This is a genomic window from Dyella sp. Tek66A03 (assembly GCF_052567735.1).
Genome location: NZ_CP199584.1, coordinates 4,878,285 through 4,895,177 on the forward strand (window position 1 = coordinate 4,878,285; position 16,893 = coordinate 4,895,177).

A 16,893-nucleotide genomic window follows, 5' to 3' on the forward strand; every position below is an offset into this window, starting at 1 on the left:
CTTCAGGGGCGCTCATAGGTCTGCGCTGGAAGCGTGACGTAAGCACCGGAACCCTCCTCGCCATCACCGCGTTTGCGCCACAGCAAGGACTTGAGTTCGACGCCCGCCTCGGGAAATGCATAGTTCGGAATCAGCCCAGCATCGGTGAGCGTGCCCAGCAGTTCACGCGCGCCAATCTCCCGGGCCTGCCCTAGTGCCGAGTCACGCTCGCGCGCCAACTCATCGATCTGGACCTGGGTAGCCTCGTCAGCGGGTTGCTGCCGGAGCACCTGGATCAGCCGTTTGCCTTCCTCCGCCCGACGCCGCAAGTTGGCGCGCTCCCGTGCCAGCTCCTCCAGCAACTTTAGGAGTCCGATGCGCAGGCCGTCGAGATCACCCTGACCCAGCATGTAGTCGCTCAGGCGGTCACGCACTCGTGACTGCACGTCATCGCCCAGCAGGCCGAAGAATCGCTCAAGCAACGTCATTTCGTTTTGCTGCACGTAGGTCAGCAAGTTGTACGGGAAACGGCCAAGTTCGTTCTTTTCGACCGCATCCAGCGCCACACTAGTTTTGTCGGGAAAGGACGTTTCCGGAATGCCCGTTGCGACCCAGCTATCGATACAGAAAGCCAGCAACTGGCGGCGCATGACCTCGGCAGCCTGCAAGAACACTCCCGGTGGGTTGACCTCGCCGGCCATCATTTCCAGAGGTTGCTCGTAGAAGTAAAGATCGTGTGGACTGGCACCGTCGGCCAGGGTCACCACCACTGCATTGCCATCCCGGCGGCCAGCACGACCGATGCGTTGCAGGTAACTGGCCTGCGTCGGCGGCACCGAGCACAGCAGCACCGATGATAGGTCACCGATGTCCACGCCCATTTCCAGCGTGGGCGTGGCTGATAACAGGTTTTCGTACCACGGTTTGCTGACGGGCGGGCGCGCTTTGAAGCGGATTTCCAGCGCCTCACGCTGCTCGCGCTCGAGCAGACCAGTATGCTCGGCCGCGATCACCCGCCGAATATCGCCCTCGCGAAACCGTCGGGCCATCCACGCATCGGCCCCGTTCACCGCCTGCGCTTCGGTGTAACTGTCCTGCATGGCATCGACGCAGGGCATGCCCAACAAACGCTCGACCAGATCCGCCGCCACCGTCAACGCACGCTTACCCTGTGCCGAGCGTAGCTGTACCACGCGCGATTCGAGGTGCAGGCGATCTGCGGCAAGGGCGAGCGAGCGCCCAGGAACACCTTCCGCCGCCACCAATACGCCGTCGGCCAACAAGGCATCGATAGCTGCCAGGTAGATGTCCTCATCACCCCGCTTCGGAAGCAACACGTCTTGCCCGAGGCAAGCCGCCAACCATTGTTGGTACCAACTGCGGCCCTGGCCTTGTACCAAACGATCAAAATCAGCGTGCCGACCCAAAGTGAGCATCGCCGGATGCGCCGCCTTGGAGCCCATGACGGGCAACCAGTCTTCACGCCTCTGATTGGCGCGAAAACTGAACAGCCCACCCTCCCGGGCGTAGTGTTCCATCTCTGGGTGACTCACTGCACCCCGCTGACGCAGATGGATCAGGAAGCCCCACAACCATTGCAATACGCGCGGCATGGTCAGACCGTGCAGACCAAACTGTTCACGCAAGGTGTCGCTTAACGAGCCAGCCACCGCGTCCAACGCATCCGCCGGCAGTGTCAATGTCGCCAAACCGAGACGATCGAGGGTGCGACCGCGTCGACTGAGATAAGTGAATTCCGCCACGGCCTGCCAAGCCAGGCGCTTGCTTACCCGCTCCAGCAGCCGGCCATCGGCAGGCAGGTGCCCTGTCGACTGCAGACGTTCCCAGTCGGCTTGCCACATCATGTTTGGGCCGATGAACTCGGTGACGAACTGTTCCGGTGTCAGACGAGCGGACCACGCTGGATCAAGCCATAGCGCTGGCAACTTCTGCAGATACTGCAGCCACGGCACCGAGGGCATGGCCATCGTCTGCAGCGTGCGCGTCATTGCCATGCGCACATTGTTGAGATAGGTGCGGCTGCTGAAGAAGCCGGAGCGGTGTGCGGCATCCTGTACCGAGTCGGAGAATGCGATTAGCTTCTTGTCATCGTTATATGGCGTAGCCCAGCTCTGCTCGATAAGCTGCGCCCCCAGCGTGGCATTGCGTGCACCAAGCAACAGCAGGCGATCGCGCGTGCTGCAAGCGGGGCACACCGGCACGTGCCAATTGAAGGTCACCCCTGCTCGCTCGGTCTGACGCTGTTCCAGGATCTCCCAGACAGGGGTCAGTTCTTCATGACCACAAGCTCCGCATTTACCATCGCCGTCTTGCAGCGAGCCACAGCGTCCGCACAGGTTTTGATGGCGCGCATCGCACTGCGGCCGCATACCCGTCGCAGGATAGAGGCGCGACACTTCCGGGGCCGAACGGAACCAGGCGTTGTAGATCGACTCCAACTCAGTATCTAAGCGCGTGGCACTGTCCGGTCGGCGTGCCAGCCAACCGGTCGTGTGACACTCTGTGCATTGCACCAGCGGCAGATGAATGCCCTCCGGTGCCGCCTTCAGGTCCGCGGCCGAACGCAACGCCACCTGCTTGCCTTCCGGGCGCACGCTTGCAACCAGGCGCCGCAGTTCGCGCATCCACAACTGCACTCGCAAGGTCACCAGCGGGCGGCGGGGATTGGCCGGATCACGCGCCCATGCCAGCAGGGCCACTAGCGCATCCAACACTCGCTCTGCATGCGGCCGCGCGATCGCGGGCATTGGACCGGTCAGTTGCTCCTTCAGCTGGGGCCACTCGCCGATACCTCCCTTGAGTACACGTAGCAAGTTGTGCACCAGCAGATGCCGCTTCAGCAGCGCACCCAGCTCGCTACGCCATAGGTCATCTCTCACGTTTGCCGGTACCGGCAGCCCCGAGAAGAACAATGGGAACCATGCCTCGATGGCCGCTTCCTGCGAACGATAGCGCGCCGCATCCAGGGTTTCGCCAATGTCATCACGCCCCTGCAAGACGTGTTCGATGGTGGCGTCGCCCAGAAAGTCCGCCACACTCTCGCGACTCTCGGTGATGACCGAGGCAGCCGGAAACTCGCTGCCAAAGATCTGTCGCGCGTAATCACGCAACGGCGAGGTATCGCCATCACCTAGCGTGGCCGAGGTGCCTGCGCAGATCATGTGCCCATCAGGTGTATTCAGGCGGGCCCGCAACCGGCGTAAGAGCATGGCCAGGTCTGTACCCTGCGCACCATCGAAGGTGTGCAATTCGTCCACTACTGCGTATCGTAAGGTGTCTGGACCGTTGTGCGCCCAGAGGGGCCGATCCTTGGGGCGGATCAGCAGGTAGTCGAGCATCTTGTAGTTGGTCAGCAAGATGTCCGGAGGCGCTTTGCGCAAGCTGTCCCGATCGGTGATCACCGTCGTTGCCGTCATCGATGCGCCGCTGCCGGGCTTACCCTTGCCCCCGCCAACATACAAGCCAACTCTCAGGTCCTTGAACACCGGCGTACCGGCAATCACCTCAGCAAAACGCCGGGCCTGGTCGCTGGCCAGAGCGTTCATCGGGTAAATCACCAGCGCCTTGATGCCTTTGACCTGGCCGAGTGCGCGCGTTCGCACGCAATGGTCAAGCAGGGGATAAAGAAAACATTCCGTCTTACCGCTGCCGGTACCGGTGGCCACCAGCGTATTCGCCGCATCACGATCACTTGCCAGACGCTGCCAAGCGGATTCCTGATGGCTGTAGCCTGGGTTGGGTAATGTGAACCCACCGAAAAAGCCCGTCCCCTCCACGCCCGTACGAAACGGCAATCCCGCCTGCAGATAGGGCCCCTTGCCGACGCCATCCATGCCTTCGACGAAACGCTGCACCACGCCGCCAAAGAACGTATCAGACGGTTCGTACGCTGTGACCAGAAAGCGACGTGTGCTTTCGCGAATCTCGTGGGCAAGGATGGACGGCAGCATGGTTTTCCCTGTTTCCACTCATGCCAGCACACCGCTGACTGAATGAGCTTGGTGGGTCACGACAACGTATACGTTGTTATCGTTCGTTGATTCTGCTTCTTAAGCGACACCGTGGCCAAACATTCTTCACTCATTAGCCAGTCAGTAACTCGATCATTGATGGGAAGTTCTTTGCAATCATGTCTCAGACACCTGTTGCAAAAAAATCCCAGGCAATGCGGTAGTCGGCTTCACGGTTTGCGAGGGTGAAGGGCGCTTCGTAGCGGCGACTTTTTTCGCGGGAGCCGTTGGGAAGGGTGTCGTCGCTGACGGTCTGCTCGATGACGGTGCCCTCGGGGGCGTCTTTGACGTCTTCCCAACCGTGGTTGCCTTTGACGACCTTGCCATCGGGAAGAGTGATCACGGTGGGCGGTTCTTTGCGAGCGCCTTTGCGGGGGAGGCCGACGCCAACGAGGCCTTTGGAGTTGGTGAAGACGATGCGACCGTGGATGTCGTACCAGGTGTCGCGCTCGTATTGCAGCATCACCGGAAACTGTACACGGTAGATCAGCAACAATTCGTCGAGGGTGAGGCCAAGAGCCCGAGCGACCAGCACGTCGATCTCGATCAGGGCCATCCGTCGGCTGTAGTCGGTGCGCAGCGCGCAGTCACGGGTCCAGTCGCTAGCGAGGTTGGCGAAGAAGTCTTGTGGCAGGCGCGGGTTGTCGGGCTGGCTCCGGCGCTGGTCCGTGAAAGCCAGGTCAAAGACTTCTTGCCAGAGGTCAGCGTAGTGGGAAGTGAGGCAGTTGAGCGCGAGATATCGAGACGCAACTTCGGAGGCGACATCCATCTTTGGAAGCAACAACCACGTGCCATGCAAATTACTTCGACCAATTGTCTTTATATAGAAATCGGCGAGCAGTGATGAAGTAACGATCCCTGCGCCGAGCAAATCCACAATGCGATGAAATGCATTGCTCTGCACGCCATGTATATGAGCAACACCCAGCGGGGCTAACGCACCTGTAATGGTTCGCTCTCCGGAAATCGAGAGCATGCCCCGGAAGCAAAGCCTGTAGTAATCCGTCACCGACCTTGCCGCCGTCTCACCCTCCTCCACCCAGCTCACGCGCGGAATGCGGCGTGCGTATTCGGCACGGTCGGACATGGGGTGATAGTTGCTGCGCGGCAGATAATGTTCTGGCAAGGTTTCCAGGTCGAGTACGTCGTAATGGCCCTTTTCCGTGCATACACTGCGCGGTGTCTTGTTGTAAGGGTTGGCGAGAAAAAAGTGTGGGCCGGATAGTATCCAATCGGCTGTCGTGTCAGGAAAGTGATTGTCGCCAGACGCACGGCGGACGATGGTGCCGTCCTTTTGCTGGCTGGTTTCGTGCCACATCTCGCTGGTATAGAAGTTCTGACCCAGATCGCCGAGTCGGCGCGGATAGTCGGCTAGCTTGCGAAGCACACTGTTGAGCGCACCGGCGTGCAGCGCCGGCAGACGCGCACGGCGCGGTGGCGTGCCAGGTTCGTCGTATAGCTTCGCGAAGACGGCAAGCACGGCATCGTCCACGTGCACGATGCGGTCGCGGTGGCCGGCGGTGTTCCATTGTCCAGCAATTGTCTTAATCCCACCGACCGGATCAGTGCCGGAATACTGATAGCAGCCATCTGTGGTGGAGGGAGAGAAAAGATTGGCTATGTGTTCGAAGTCAACTTGGACTCGCTCCGGACCGTAGATGTTTACACTCCACGTTCTCGTGACGCCGATAGGAAACAAGATCAGCGCGTTCATAAACTGGAAGTGCGAACGTAAGCGAGCATACATCGCCTCGCGCAGGTTGCCGCCCTTGGGATCGTCATACGGCCCCTCCGGATGCAGCAAGCCGGTGAAGCCACGACTGCCAGCCAGCCGCCAGGCCAACGGCATGAAGCACTTATACAAATTGGATTGCACGCCCTTGAGCAACGGATAGTTCTGGACCGCATTGAGCATGGCCTGGGTACCTTCCGCCTCCTCCAGCTCAGCCGTCCAGTCGGATTGCAACCTAGGGAAACGCTCGAACGCCTCCGCGCGCAATTTCATCAAGTCGCTGGCGCTGAACTTGCGGATCGCAAACAGCGGGTTCGCCTCGCCCAGCACGCCGGATTCGTTCCACTCCACCTTGAGCCATGGTGGATTGCCTAGCACCAGATCGAAACCGCCTCGATCGCGAAAAACGTCGGCAAAGGTGAGCTCCCAGTGCATGAAGCGGCGCTGGCGGGAGATAGCTTCCACGCCGGCGATGCGCGGGAACACTTCGCGTAAGCGGTTGATGCGCAGACGGCCGAAGCGATCGTGCAGGGTCGGTTGCACGGGCGTAGCGGTGAGCTCGAGTTGGGCCTCGAATCCAGTCAGCGTGGCTTGCGGTTTGGGGGCAGGTGCCTGCGGTGCTGCAGTGGCCTGAAGGTCGAGCGAGGATTGCGGGGCGAAATCGACGATATTGCCTTCAAGGATGGCTCCAATCTCCATCCACCATTCCTCACGACCGGGCAGGTTGGCGCTTTGCTGGATGGGCCAGAACCAGAATGCACACCAATAATCCATCACTAGCTTCAAGCGGCGGTAAGGTGTGGCTTCATCGGCGTCCTCGTTGAACAGGCCCTGCTTGCGGGTGGCCTCCTTATCAGCGCGACTACTGACCGACGCGGCGACATCGCGCTGCGGCCAGACGCTGAGCGGGTCTTCAGTAGCCCTGCGATCGCGAGCCAAGATGTGGATGTGCTCGGCCCACAGCTGGTCGACCTTGTTGCTGAGTTGCTGCAGACGACCGATCTCATGCGCTTCGAGTGGTTTGCAGAACGCCTTGCGCCATTGCTTGAGGCGCTCAAAGTCATCCGGGTAGAGGCTCTTGGCGACCTTGTCGGTGTAGCTGGCCATGCCTGGGTCGGGCAGCAGGAAGTGGTAGACCTCGCTAGATTTTCGGTCGGGCTGCTGCGGATCGAGTCGGCGCGGGGCCTCTTCATGCCAGGCCGGCCTGGCGCCCTTGAGCAAGCTGCTGGCGGGATACACCTCGTTGCGCGCGCCGATGAGGCTGTTGCCGTCGAACAGCTGGTAGCCGAACCACGGCACGCGCGCTGGGCGGGGGTGGCCTTGCTCGTCCTCGCCGTCGCCGTAAATGGCGTTGAGCCACAGAGAGACTTCGGCCAGCTCAACCGCGATGGGGTTGAGATCTACGCCAAAAACGTTGCGGTCGGCGAGGTACATGCGCACTTTCTGCAGCTCGCGCGGATAGTCGTCGTGCGGTATGCGGCGTTTCATTTCTTCCTGTTTCAGCTCCAGGTATTTTTCGGCGAGCTGATTGACCGCCTCGTTCAGGAACGCGGCGCTACCCATGGCCGGCTCAACAACGGTGAGCGCAAGGATGTCATCGGCTTTCTTGCCGACCAGCAATTCCTTTAGCGCGTACTTGACCAGGCACTGGGTGAGTACCTGCGGGGTGTAATAGCTGGCGCTCTTCTGGCGGTCGCGGCCAGCGAGGCGGTAGATGAAGCTGCCTTTGGGATAGCGACGCAGTTGCTTGTGGCCGTCGTCGTTGACGAAGGTGACCCGCTCGTTGTCTCTGTATTCTCTGATGCGTCCCTCAGGGACGAACCAAGCGCTGTCCATAACGTCGGTGCCGCTGCCTCCCTCTTCCTCGTGGGTGTCTTCATCGTCGTCATCGCCGCTAGCACGGGTCTTCTTTGGCGCGGGCTGCACCTCGAACAAATCTTCCTTGGCGAAGAAACCACGGTACGACAGCAGCGCCTCATAGACCGCGCCGAGCTGATTGATCGACAGCAGCTGGTAGCTGACCCGACCGCGACGCAGACGCCCCTTACCACGGGTGAGCGACATCTGGCCGATGACCGATTGCCAAACATGGTTCGGAAACGCTAAGCGATTGAGCAGCGGGGTGGCGGCGGGGTCGAATAGGCGGCTATCGAGCGGGGCGAGCGTGAAAGCGTCCTTGACGCTGGCGGCGTGACCTCGCAGTCCGGGGTTGACCGCCGCCTCGCTGCCTTCGTGGATCAGGCTAAACAGGCGCTTCAAGGTGGCATCGAAGTAAAACCCGTCGCGCGCCTGCGGCGTGCTCAGTGGCACTTGCTCCAGATCGCGCAGCGATTCGAGGCTATAACCCTTGAGATAGGTTTCGCTGCGCTGAATCGGCACATAACCCAGCTCCGGGCGCGCCTCGATGTAGAACACAAACAGCAAGCGATACATCAGACGCAGGCATTCGAGGCTGAGCTGTTCGGCATCAAGCTCGCCGCGACCGGAGAACACCGACTTTTTTTGCTCCTCGGCCAGGGTGCGCAGCTGGGTCGCAGCATCGTTGCCGAGCAGCTCGATCGCTCCGCGGATGGCGTATTTCAGATCCTCGCTGACACCGAAGGCGTGCTTGTGGGCGTTCTCATCGAGGCCATCAAGCAGGATGCTGCCATCGTCCGGCGCCAGGCTTTCGCGATACAACAGCGCGGCGGTGGCTTCCATTGTGGGCGTGTCGCGACGGTCGAGGATCTCGGCCCAGGTGAAACGCAGGGCGCGATTGTTGGGCCACTTGTAGCGGTCAACCAACAGCCAGTCGTCCAGGCCCACCAGCAACACGAACCGCGGCGCATCGTCGGCGCCAAATACGGCGTCGGACAGCCAGCTGGCCCACGTGGCGTCTTTTGCGTCTTTCGGCGGATCGCCGGGATAGACCGAGAGGTCGATCGGCTGATCGAGGATGTCCTCGTCTGCATGGCCGGGGATAGCGGCGGGAATCACCAGCAGTTGCGCAGCGCGATCGGGGGGACCGAGGCGCTGCCAGATTCGCAATGGTGAGTGTGCGACCAGGGTGAGCACGCTGGGAGTGATGGCATAGCCGAGCGCCGCTAACAGCGGGCGCTGAAGTTCGGCGACGGCAGAGAGGAAAGTATCGGGGTCCTGGATGGAACCTACCTTTTCGCGCTGGCGGAACCAGCGGCCGCCACAACCGGCGAGCACGCGTTGCGGACTGCGCCAGTCGCCTCCGTCAGCCTTGGCGGCCTCCTCGCGCGCGTTCCAAGCGTCCAGGCGCTCGCGAATGTCGCCCTTGAACACCTCGGCCAGGTAGTGGTGACCGTAGAACTCGTTTTCGTTGGCGATGCCGGCAAAGACGTCGGCGTTTTCCACGGCCATCAGCGGTAGTTCCTCTTGCTCACCGGCATACGGCGGCGAGCACTTGCAGGTGCGGGTGCGGTTCGGTTTGCAGGGTGTCGCGCACCCAAACCTCGTAATCGTCGAACACCTTGCGGATCTGACTCTCGCGTTGTGCGCGCTTTCCCTGCACCAGGCTTTGCAGGCCGCCTTGGTGCTCCAGGCGCAGCTCAAGCTGCTCGATCTGCTTGTCCTGCAGGCGCTTCAGGTTAGCCAGGGTGCTTCGCAGACGTTCGGCCATGTCGGCGGCAAAGTGTTGCTGGCGTTCGCGCATGTGTTGCTGCATGTGCGCAACGGCACGGCGCAAGTCGTGCTGCAAGACGGCGGCATCTAGCGGCTTCCCAGGATTGGGCAACGTACCGGCCCTGAGCTGGGCACGCTCACTGAATGTCGTGAACGGCTCCAGCATGATCGATGCATCGCCCTTGAGCACAGCGACCTGCCAATCCACCAGCAGGGGCTGCCCCTTACGGTTGGGGATCAGGCCCATCAGTACGAAAGCACGCTCGCCCTCGGCCAATTGGGGTGAGCGAATGACGGGCGCGGAGTGCCTGCCAAAATGTGTGAGCACGCGATCGCGCAGCCATTCCACGATGGGATGTTGTGGCCACAGATAATGCACGGCCGGCCAGCTCTGTTCTTCCGACTTGGCCTGGCGGGCGCGCTCAATGGCGTCGGCCACGCGCTCGGCATTGGCGCTCAGGACATAGCGGTCGTTGTCTGCGATGGCCTCGCGTGGAATCTGGCGCAGGCGCTGTTTCAGGTCCGCCGGTGCGGTGAGCGAGAGCGTGCGCTGGCCATCGTCGAACGAGAGCTGGGCAATGGGCCTGGCCCGGCCGAGTTCTTCCAGTGCGGTCTTGGCGAAGGCGTAGTCGTCGGCGAACAGGCTGGGCATGGGTTTGATCTGGTCCAGAGGGGACGGTGCCGCCTCGGCCGCACCATTGAAGAACTGAAGCAGCCAGTCGCCCTCGCCTTCACTCGGCTGGGTAGCTTCGTGCTCCAGTTGTTCGGCCACGACCTCAGCGGCGGTGCCCTCGGCCATCAGCTCGCTGACCTTGCGCGCCTCCAAGTCGGGGTCGTGCAGGTTCATGAAGGCGCTGGGATCGCCTAGATCGCGGTTGGCACGCTCGTCTTTTTGCTGTAGCACTTCGAGAATGCGCAGGTCGCCGCGGATGCGCTCGACGGCGGTTTCAGTGAGCAAGTAGGTGATCAGCGGCTGCTTGGTCTGGCCGTAGCGGTCGATGCGGCCGTTGCGCTGCTGGAACACCATTAACGACCACGGCAAATCGAAGTGAATTAAGCGGTGGCTGAAGTAGTGCAGGTTGAGACCTTCGGAGGCCACGTCTGAGCACAGCAGTACGCGGATAGGATCCTCGCTGCGACCAAAGCGCTCGACCAGCGCCTGCTGCTCGGTATCGCCGAGGCCACCATGCAGGACGCCGACCTCGTTTTCCTTCAGGCGCAGGTCCGCGCGCAGGTGCTGCTGCAGGAAGTGCAGCGTCTCGATGCGTTCAGAGAAGATCACCAGACGGTCGTCGGCGTGGGACGGGGACCAGGCGTAGTCGGTGTCACGCAGCAGGACGAGTAGCCGCTGGTATTTGCTGAAGCCGGCAGCGTCAATGGACTGAAGTCGCGCAACAAAATTTTCTAACGCCTCGTGCTCGGCACGTTCGTCCGCGGTTTGCTCGGCGCGCCTAGCGAGGGTGGCCATGCGACTTCGAGCCGATTGCAGCGCCGCGGCCGGGCTGGAGAACAGGCCCTTTTGGGCGCCCACGCGCTGCAGTTCGTGCTGGCGACCACTCTGGCGTTTGCCGGCCTGGGTAAACGGGATCTCCAGCAGTGCCTCGAACCCTTGCTCTTCGGCGGGTGTGGCCTGCGCGCGGTGCACGCTGGTGATGCGGTCCTTGAAGTCGCGCTCGACTTGATCGCGGATGTCTTTCTTGAAGCGACGGATAACCAGGCCCTTGTCGCGGTAGTCCTCCGGGGTGTAATCGTCCGGATCACTGATGGCCGTGGGATCGAGCAGGCTCATCAGAGAGGCGAACGAACGGGCCGAGCCGTCGTGCGGTGTGGCCGAGAGCAGCATCAGTGTGTCCGAGCGGGTGGACAGCAAGCGCGCCAGCCGAGCACGGCGGGACAAGCCACTTTCCTGCGCCCGCGCCGCGACGTTGTGGCATTCATCAATGATGATGATGTCCCACCACGCGTTCTCGAGGTAATTGCGGTATTCGAGGTTGTTCTTCAACGTGTCGATCGAGATGATCGTGCGGTCGTAGAAGTTGAATGGGTTGTGGTTGGCGGGGATGCGGTTGCGCACGGCCGCCAGGCCGGTGGAATCCAGGCGAACCAACGGGATGGAGAAGCGACTCCAGAACTCTTTCTGGAACTGAGTGAGCATACTTTTGAGTGTGATCACCAGGATGCGTGCACCGCGGCCGCGCTGGATCAGCTCGGTGGCGAGAATGCCCGCTTCCAGCGTTTTGCCCAGGCCTGTGGCATCGGCGATCAGTATGCGCTGGCGCGGCTGGGCCAGCGCCTGCAGTGCCGGATCGAGCTGGTAGGGCACTAGGTTCATCACGGCGCGATGGCCGAGGCGGATGGCCTGGTCGTTGGGCAGGTTCCGCCGCAGCACGCTCTCGATGTACAGCATCGAGGCGTTAAACGCGTTGGAGTCGTCCGCCACCAACTCGGTTTTGGCAGGGTCGAGCACGTCAACGCGCTCTTCCAGACGGGTCAGAAACTGGGCGGAACGGCCACGCACCAACTCCGATACACCGTCACAGATGAGCAGGTCACCGCCGTCGCTAGACGGGTCCACCCGCCGCACCAACCACTCCTCATCGCGGATGAGTACGCGTGCGCCCGGCGCTACCGTCGTGTCCAATTCCTGAGCCCCTCTTCCTATGACGCTGCATGCTGGCTCAGGGAGCCACGCAGAACAAGGAGGGCCACGCATTGAGCTTCCCGGCCCGCGGGTCCCGAATCGGATTAAACGTGCATGCAAGCCGCCCTCAGAATCCCGTCATCGCAACAATGTGCCACGGAGGGTTAGGGTCGTTTTGGTTATTTCTCGGACTCCGAGCCCGTCACGACTGTCACGGAATGTGTCACGGACTGTCACGGGCATGACCCCAGCGCAAAGCGCCGCCACGCGCCCTACTGGGTAGGCCACATAAGTGCGTGTAATTAAGGGGCTTTTTGCTAAATTCGATGGTGGCTATGGGTGGACTCGAACCACCGACCCCAGCATTATGAGTGCTGTGCTCTAACCGGCTGAGCTACATAGCCTTGGGTGCCGCCCGGCACTGTCGTCGACGTGACGTCGATCAGGCGGGGCCCGGCAGTCTAATGGCCCCTGCCTTTCGGTTCAAGTGTTCCGCTTGCCGCCACTTCCTGCGCTATGGTTGAATCATCCCCAGCTAAGGCGTTCTGGACGCGCGAATTTTGGTCGCGCCAGCAGCCTCAGGAGGCGACATGATCGACGTTGATGGCTACCGTCCGAATGTGGGCATCGTGCTGCTTAATGCAGACGGCCGACTATTCTGGGCGCGCCGCGTCAATCGTGATGGCTGGCAGTTCCCCCAGGGCGGCATGCGCAGCGACGAGACGCCGCTGGAAGCGATGTATCGCGAACTGGAAGAGGAAACCGGGCTCGCTGCCCACCATGTGGAAGTGATTGGCGCCACCCGCGGCTGGCTGCGTTATCGCCTGCCGAGCCGCTATGTACGCCACCACCAGCGCCCGACCTGCATCGGCCAGAAACAGGTGTGGTTCCTGCTGCGGCTGGTGGGCGAAGAGAATGCCCTGCGCCTGGACGCCTGCGAAAAGCCCGAGTTCGACCTTTGGCGCTGGGTGGATTTCTGGTACCCGGCCTCGCATGTGGTCAATTTCAAGCGCCAGGTGTACGAACGGGCGCTGCGCCAGTTCGCGCCGCTGGTGGAGTCGCTGCTCAGCGTCCAGGTGGGTGAACTGCCCCAGCGTGGCGAGCACGATCCCGACGGCCATCCCGGCAAGGGTTGGGCCGCTGCCTGAACCGAAAGCCAAGGCTGCCCGGGGCCGCCAAGCGATGTGTTGACAATCATTCGCATTTGCGTTCCCATATGTGCCATGTATATCTGCATGTGCAACGCCGTTACCGACCATGACATCCGCCGCGCCGCGGCCGATGGCGTGCAAAGTTTTGCCGAGCTGCAGTCCCGCACAGGGTGTTCCGACTGTTGCGGCACCTGCGAGCAAGAGGCACGCGCCACGCTCGATCAGGCCGTCGCCCAAGTGGCGTTCCCGCTGCCGATTTTTGCTGCCGCCTGAGTCGGCTTCGAACCTGCGTTAGGCGCTACAGCGCGCGGCCTTGGCCGCGCGTTTTGCTATGGGCAATCCATAGCAATTCTCGTTTCGTCAGCCCTTGTTGGGACGCCGTATAGTCGAGCGCTGTAGACGCAAGGAGACTTCTCATGAAGGGCGACGCCAAGGTCATCGAGTTCCTCAACAAGGTGCTCTACAACGAGCTGACCGCCATCAACCAGTACTTCCTGCATTACCGGATGTACAAGAACTGGGGTTACGGCGAACTGGCCGCGCATGAGTACAAGGAATCGATCGAGGAAATGAAGCACGCCGATCATCTGATCGAGCGCATTCTTTTCCTGGATGGGCTGCCGAATCTGCAGCATCTGGGCAAGCTGCGTATTGGCGAGAATCCGCTGGAATGCCTGAAGGGTGACCTCGACCTGGAAATGGCGGCGGTGAAGGATCTGCGCGAGGCGATCGCCTACAGCGAAGGTAAGGCGGATTACATCAGCCGCGACCTGTTCAAGAACATCCTGCACGACGAAGAAGAGCATATCGACTGGCTGGAAACCCAGTTCAGCCTGGTCAAGGACATCAGCGCCGAGCGCTACTTGCAGAGCAAGATGGACAGCTGAGCGCCTACGGGCTGGCGAAGCTGGAGACGCTTTAATACAGATCAGTCGGTCATCCGGCGCCTTCAGAACCATGCAAAGGCGCTGGATCCCAGCTTTCGCTGGGATGACGGATTAGGCGGGGGTTCGTGGGCTGGAAGCGTGGCGCTGTTCCTTGACGCTCCTGCCAGGGCACGGCTATACCTTGCCTTTTCCTGGGAAGGCCGTGCATGGCTTCACGCCCACCACCGCGATTCGTGGTTCGGCCGCATGACGCGGCTGGGCAGCGTCGGCGTGTGCTGTGGCTGGGGGCGGCCTGGCTGATCAGCCTGTTGCTGGTGGCGCTGATCGTTGGCGCCACGGTGCGTCGCGCGACGCCGGCCGCCAAGGAGCAACGGCAGCTCAAGACGCTGACCCAGGAAAATGATGATCTCAAGCAACAGGTTGCCAACCTGCAGCGCGCCGAGCAGGTGGGCGATATCGCGACGAAATCGCTGCGGCAGACCCTGGCGGAGCGGGAAGAAGAGATCAATGGCCTGCGCACCGACCTGGGTTTCTATTCGCGCCTGACCGGTGGCGACACCCAGCGCGAGGGTCTCAAGGTGCAGGAAGTGCGCCTGCAACCGGTGGCCAACTCGCGGGCCTGGAACCTCACCCTGAGCATCACCCAGAACGCCAAGCGCGGCGAGGACGTGACCGGTACCGCCACGATCAGCGTCGAAGGCTTGCGTGGCGACAAGGTGGTCCGGCTCGACTGGCCGGCGCTGGGCGACACCGCCCAGAGCGGCGGCATGGCTTTTCGCTTCAAATACTTCCAGCAGCTGCACGGCACCATTGTGCTGCCCGCCGACTTCCGCCCCACCCGCCTGCTGATCCAGGCCCAGCCGACCGGTGACGAAGCGGTCAGCCGGACGGTCACCTGGGGCGATGCGCTGTCTGGCAACCTCACACCGACCCATGGAGAACAGGATGCTCAACCGTAAACGCCCGGACCGATCGCCCACCAGCCACGACACCAGCCTGATCGCGCGCGGCACGGTGATCCGCGGTGATGTGCACTTCAGCGGCGCGCTGCACCTGGATGGCCGGATCGAGGGCGCCGTACTCGCCGTTGAGGAGCATGCCGTGTTCACGCTGAGCGAGAACGGTGTCGTGCAGGGTGAGATCCGCGTACCGCACGCCATCATCAATGGCGAGGTGCACGGCGACATCCATGCCGGGGAGCGCCTTGAGCTGGCACCCCAGGCGCGCATTACCGGCGACGTGAACTACCGGACGCTGGAAATGGCCGCGGGCGCTCAAGTCAACGGACGCATGAGCCATCTGGCCGTCGACCGGCCGCGGGAGCTTCCTGCACCGCAGCTGGCTGGCATCGAGGTGGTGCCGGCCTGATCGCGCTATGCTTGCGCCTTAGCCGCTGTGCCCCCATTAGAACGCCATGGATACCGTCATCCCGTTTCCCACTGTCCCGGATTACCGCAGCGCTGGTGCGCCTCTGGTCTTCACGGAAGCCGCTGCCCGCAAGGTGCACGAGCTGATCGTTGAGGAGGGCAACCCAGAGCTGAAGCTGCGCGTGTACATCACCGGCGGCGGCTGTTCAGGTTTCCAGTACGGATTCACGTTTGACGAGGCCCAGGCCGAGGACGACTTTGCGCTCGACCGGGAAGGGGTCACCCTGCTGGTCGACCCGCTGTCGCTGCAGTACCTGACCGGCGCCGAGATCGACTACTCGGAAAGCCTCAGCGGTTCGCAGTTCGTCATCCGCAACCCCAACGCCAAGAGCACCTGCGGCTGCGGTTCGTCCTTTTCTGCCTGAGCATCGTCACGGCATGGAACGCACCACCTTGCCGCGACTCAATACCTTCGCGGGACTAAGCCTGATCCTGGACCGGGTCGCCGAGCGACGCGACGAGTCGCTGTGGGTGAACGAGCAGGCGAGTTCCGAGCATGCCCGCTACCTGCTGCTGGATGCGCTGGGCCAAACCTACCTGCTGCCCGATCGCGAGGCGCTGCGCTGGCTCGACAGCGGCGAGCGCGAACGCTTGCTGGGCGAGCTCAAGGCGACGTTTTTAGGTTTTGCCGGCGAGCGACCGCATTTCCTGCTGGCCATGGACGACGGCAACCAGGCGACCGAGATGGAAAGCGCGCTCGGCGCCCGCCGCGCCGGTTTGCGCGATGTGGGCTTGCAACTGGCCGCCGACGAGGCGGGCCTGTTCGCCTATGCCAAGGGGCTGGCGCATTGGCAGCGTGAAACCCGCTACTGCGCGCACTGCGGCGCACCGGTGATCCTGGTTGCCTCCGGCCACCGCGCACAATGCACCAACGAAGCCTGCGGGCGCGTGCATTTTCCGCGCACCGACGCCGCCGTCATCGTGATCGTGGAACACGAAGGTGCCTGCCTGCTCGGCCGCCAGGCCGGTTGGCCCAAGGGTCGCTATTCCACCCTGGCCGGTTTCGTCGAACCCGGTGAGGCACTGGAAGACGCCGTACGCCGCGAAGTGTCCGAGGAATCGGGCGTCGTCGTGGGCGAGGTGCGCTATCACTCCTCGCAGCCATGGCCGTTGCCGCAATCGCTGATGGTGGGTTTCACCGCGACGGCCGTGTCACGCGTAATCCGCCTGCGCGATCACGAGCTGGAAGAGGCGCGCTGGTTTACCCCACAGGACATCGTCGACGGTCTCGCCGACGGCAGCTTCCTGCCCTCGTTGCGGCTTTCGGTGTCGTACCAGTTGCTGGCGCATTGGCTGCAGCAGCGCGCGGGGCTCGACCTCGACGCGTTGATCGCGCAGACCAAGCGCTGAGTCCTTCAGCGACCGCTCGCGCGGTCGCTGTGTAAGCCTGTTGTTGTCGCCAAGCTGTCATGGCG

10 protein-coding genes and 1 tRNA gene are annotated in these 16,893 nt (G+C 62.2%); 7 read left to right on the top strand and 4 right to left on the bottom strand.

Going from position 1 to position 16,893, the window contains the following annotated elements; translation table 11 throughout:
* Window positions 1-2 precede the first annotated feature (2 nt).
* From ACT01B_RS21635 to ACT01B_RS21650, 4 genes are all read right to left on the bottom strand, one after another.
* Window positions 3-3,950, bottom strand: a complete 3,948-nt coding sequence (locus ACT01B_RS21635) for a DEAD/DEAH box helicase (RefSeq protein WP_445145258.1) — start codon at window positions 3,948-3,950, stop codon at window positions 3-5.
* Window positions 3,951-4,134: 184 nt separating this feature from the next.
* Entirely contained in the window at window positions 4,135-9,111 is a 4,977-nt protein-coding gene (locus ACT01B_RS21640; RefSeq protein WP_445145259.1) for an Eco57I restriction-modification methylase domain-containing protein, read from the bottom strand.
* A gap of 19 nt (window positions 9,112-9,130) precedes the next feature.
* Window positions 9,131-12,013, bottom strand: coding sequence for a DEAD/DEAH box helicase (locus ACT01B_RS21645; RefSeq protein WP_445145260.1), 2,883 nt, complete (start codon window positions 12,011-12,013; stop codon window positions 9,131-9,133).
* Between the two features lie 327 nt (window positions 12,014-12,340).
* A tRNA-Met gene (locus ACT01B_RS21650) sits at window positions 12,341-12,417 on the bottom strand.
* A 186-nt stretch (window positions 12,418-12,603) separates the two neighbouring features.
* Here ACT01B_RS21650 and ACT01B_RS21655 point away from each other — a divergent pair.
* The 7 genes from ACT01B_RS21655 (at window position 12,604) to nudC (ending at window position 16,828) form a co-directional block, all read left to right on the top strand.
* Window positions 12,604-13,161: an RNA pyrophosphohydrolase gene (locus tag ACT01B_RS21655; protein ID WP_445145261.1), complete on the top strand. Its 558-nt coding sequence runs from the start codon at window positions 12,604-12,606 to the stop codon at window positions 13,159-13,161.
* An 87-nt stretch (window positions 13,162-13,248) separates the two neighbouring features.
* Window positions 13,249-13,437 carry a (2Fe-2S)-binding protein gene (locus tag ACT01B_RS21660; RefSeq protein ID WP_445145262.1) on the top strand — a complete coding sequence of 63 codons (189 nt, stop codon included), beginning with the start codon at window positions 13,249-13,251 and terminating at the stop codon, window positions 13,435-13,437.
* Window positions 13,438-13,580: 143 nt separating this feature from the next.
* Window positions 13,581-14,051, top strand: a complete 471-nt coding sequence (bfr, locus tag ACT01B_RS21665) for a bacterioferritin (RefSeq protein ID WP_445145263.1) — start codon at window positions 13,581-13,583, stop codon at window positions 14,049-14,051.
* Window positions 14,052-14,257: 206 nt separating this feature from the next.
* Window positions 14,258-15,010, top strand: coding sequence for a DUF6776 family protein (locus ACT01B_RS21670; protein WP_445145264.1), 753 nt, complete (start codon window positions 14,258-14,260; stop codon window positions 15,008-15,010).
* Entirely contained in the window at window positions 14,997-15,419 is a 423-nt protein-coding gene (locus ACT01B_RS21675; protein ID WP_445145265.1) for a bactofilin family protein, read from the top strand. The genes ACT01B_RS21670 and ACT01B_RS21675 overlap by 14 nt, the downstream gene beginning before the upstream one ends.
* Window positions 15,420-15,465: 46 nt before the next feature.
* Window positions 15,466-15,843 carry an iron-sulfur cluster insertion protein ErpA gene (gene erpA / locus ACT01B_RS21680; protein ID WP_266180191.1) on the top strand — a complete coding sequence of 126 codons (378 nt, stop codon included), beginning with the start codon at window positions 15,466-15,468 and terminating at the stop codon, window positions 15,841-15,843.
* Between the two features lie 13 nt (window positions 15,844-15,856).
* The gene (gene nudC / locus ACT01B_RS21685) at window positions 15,857-16,828 is read left to right on the top strand and encodes an NAD(+) diphosphatase (protein ID WP_445145266.1); all 972 of its coding nucleotides are present in this window, start codon (window positions 15,857-15,859) and stop codon (window positions 16,826-16,828) included.
* Window positions 16,829-16,893 lie beyond the last annotated feature (65 nt).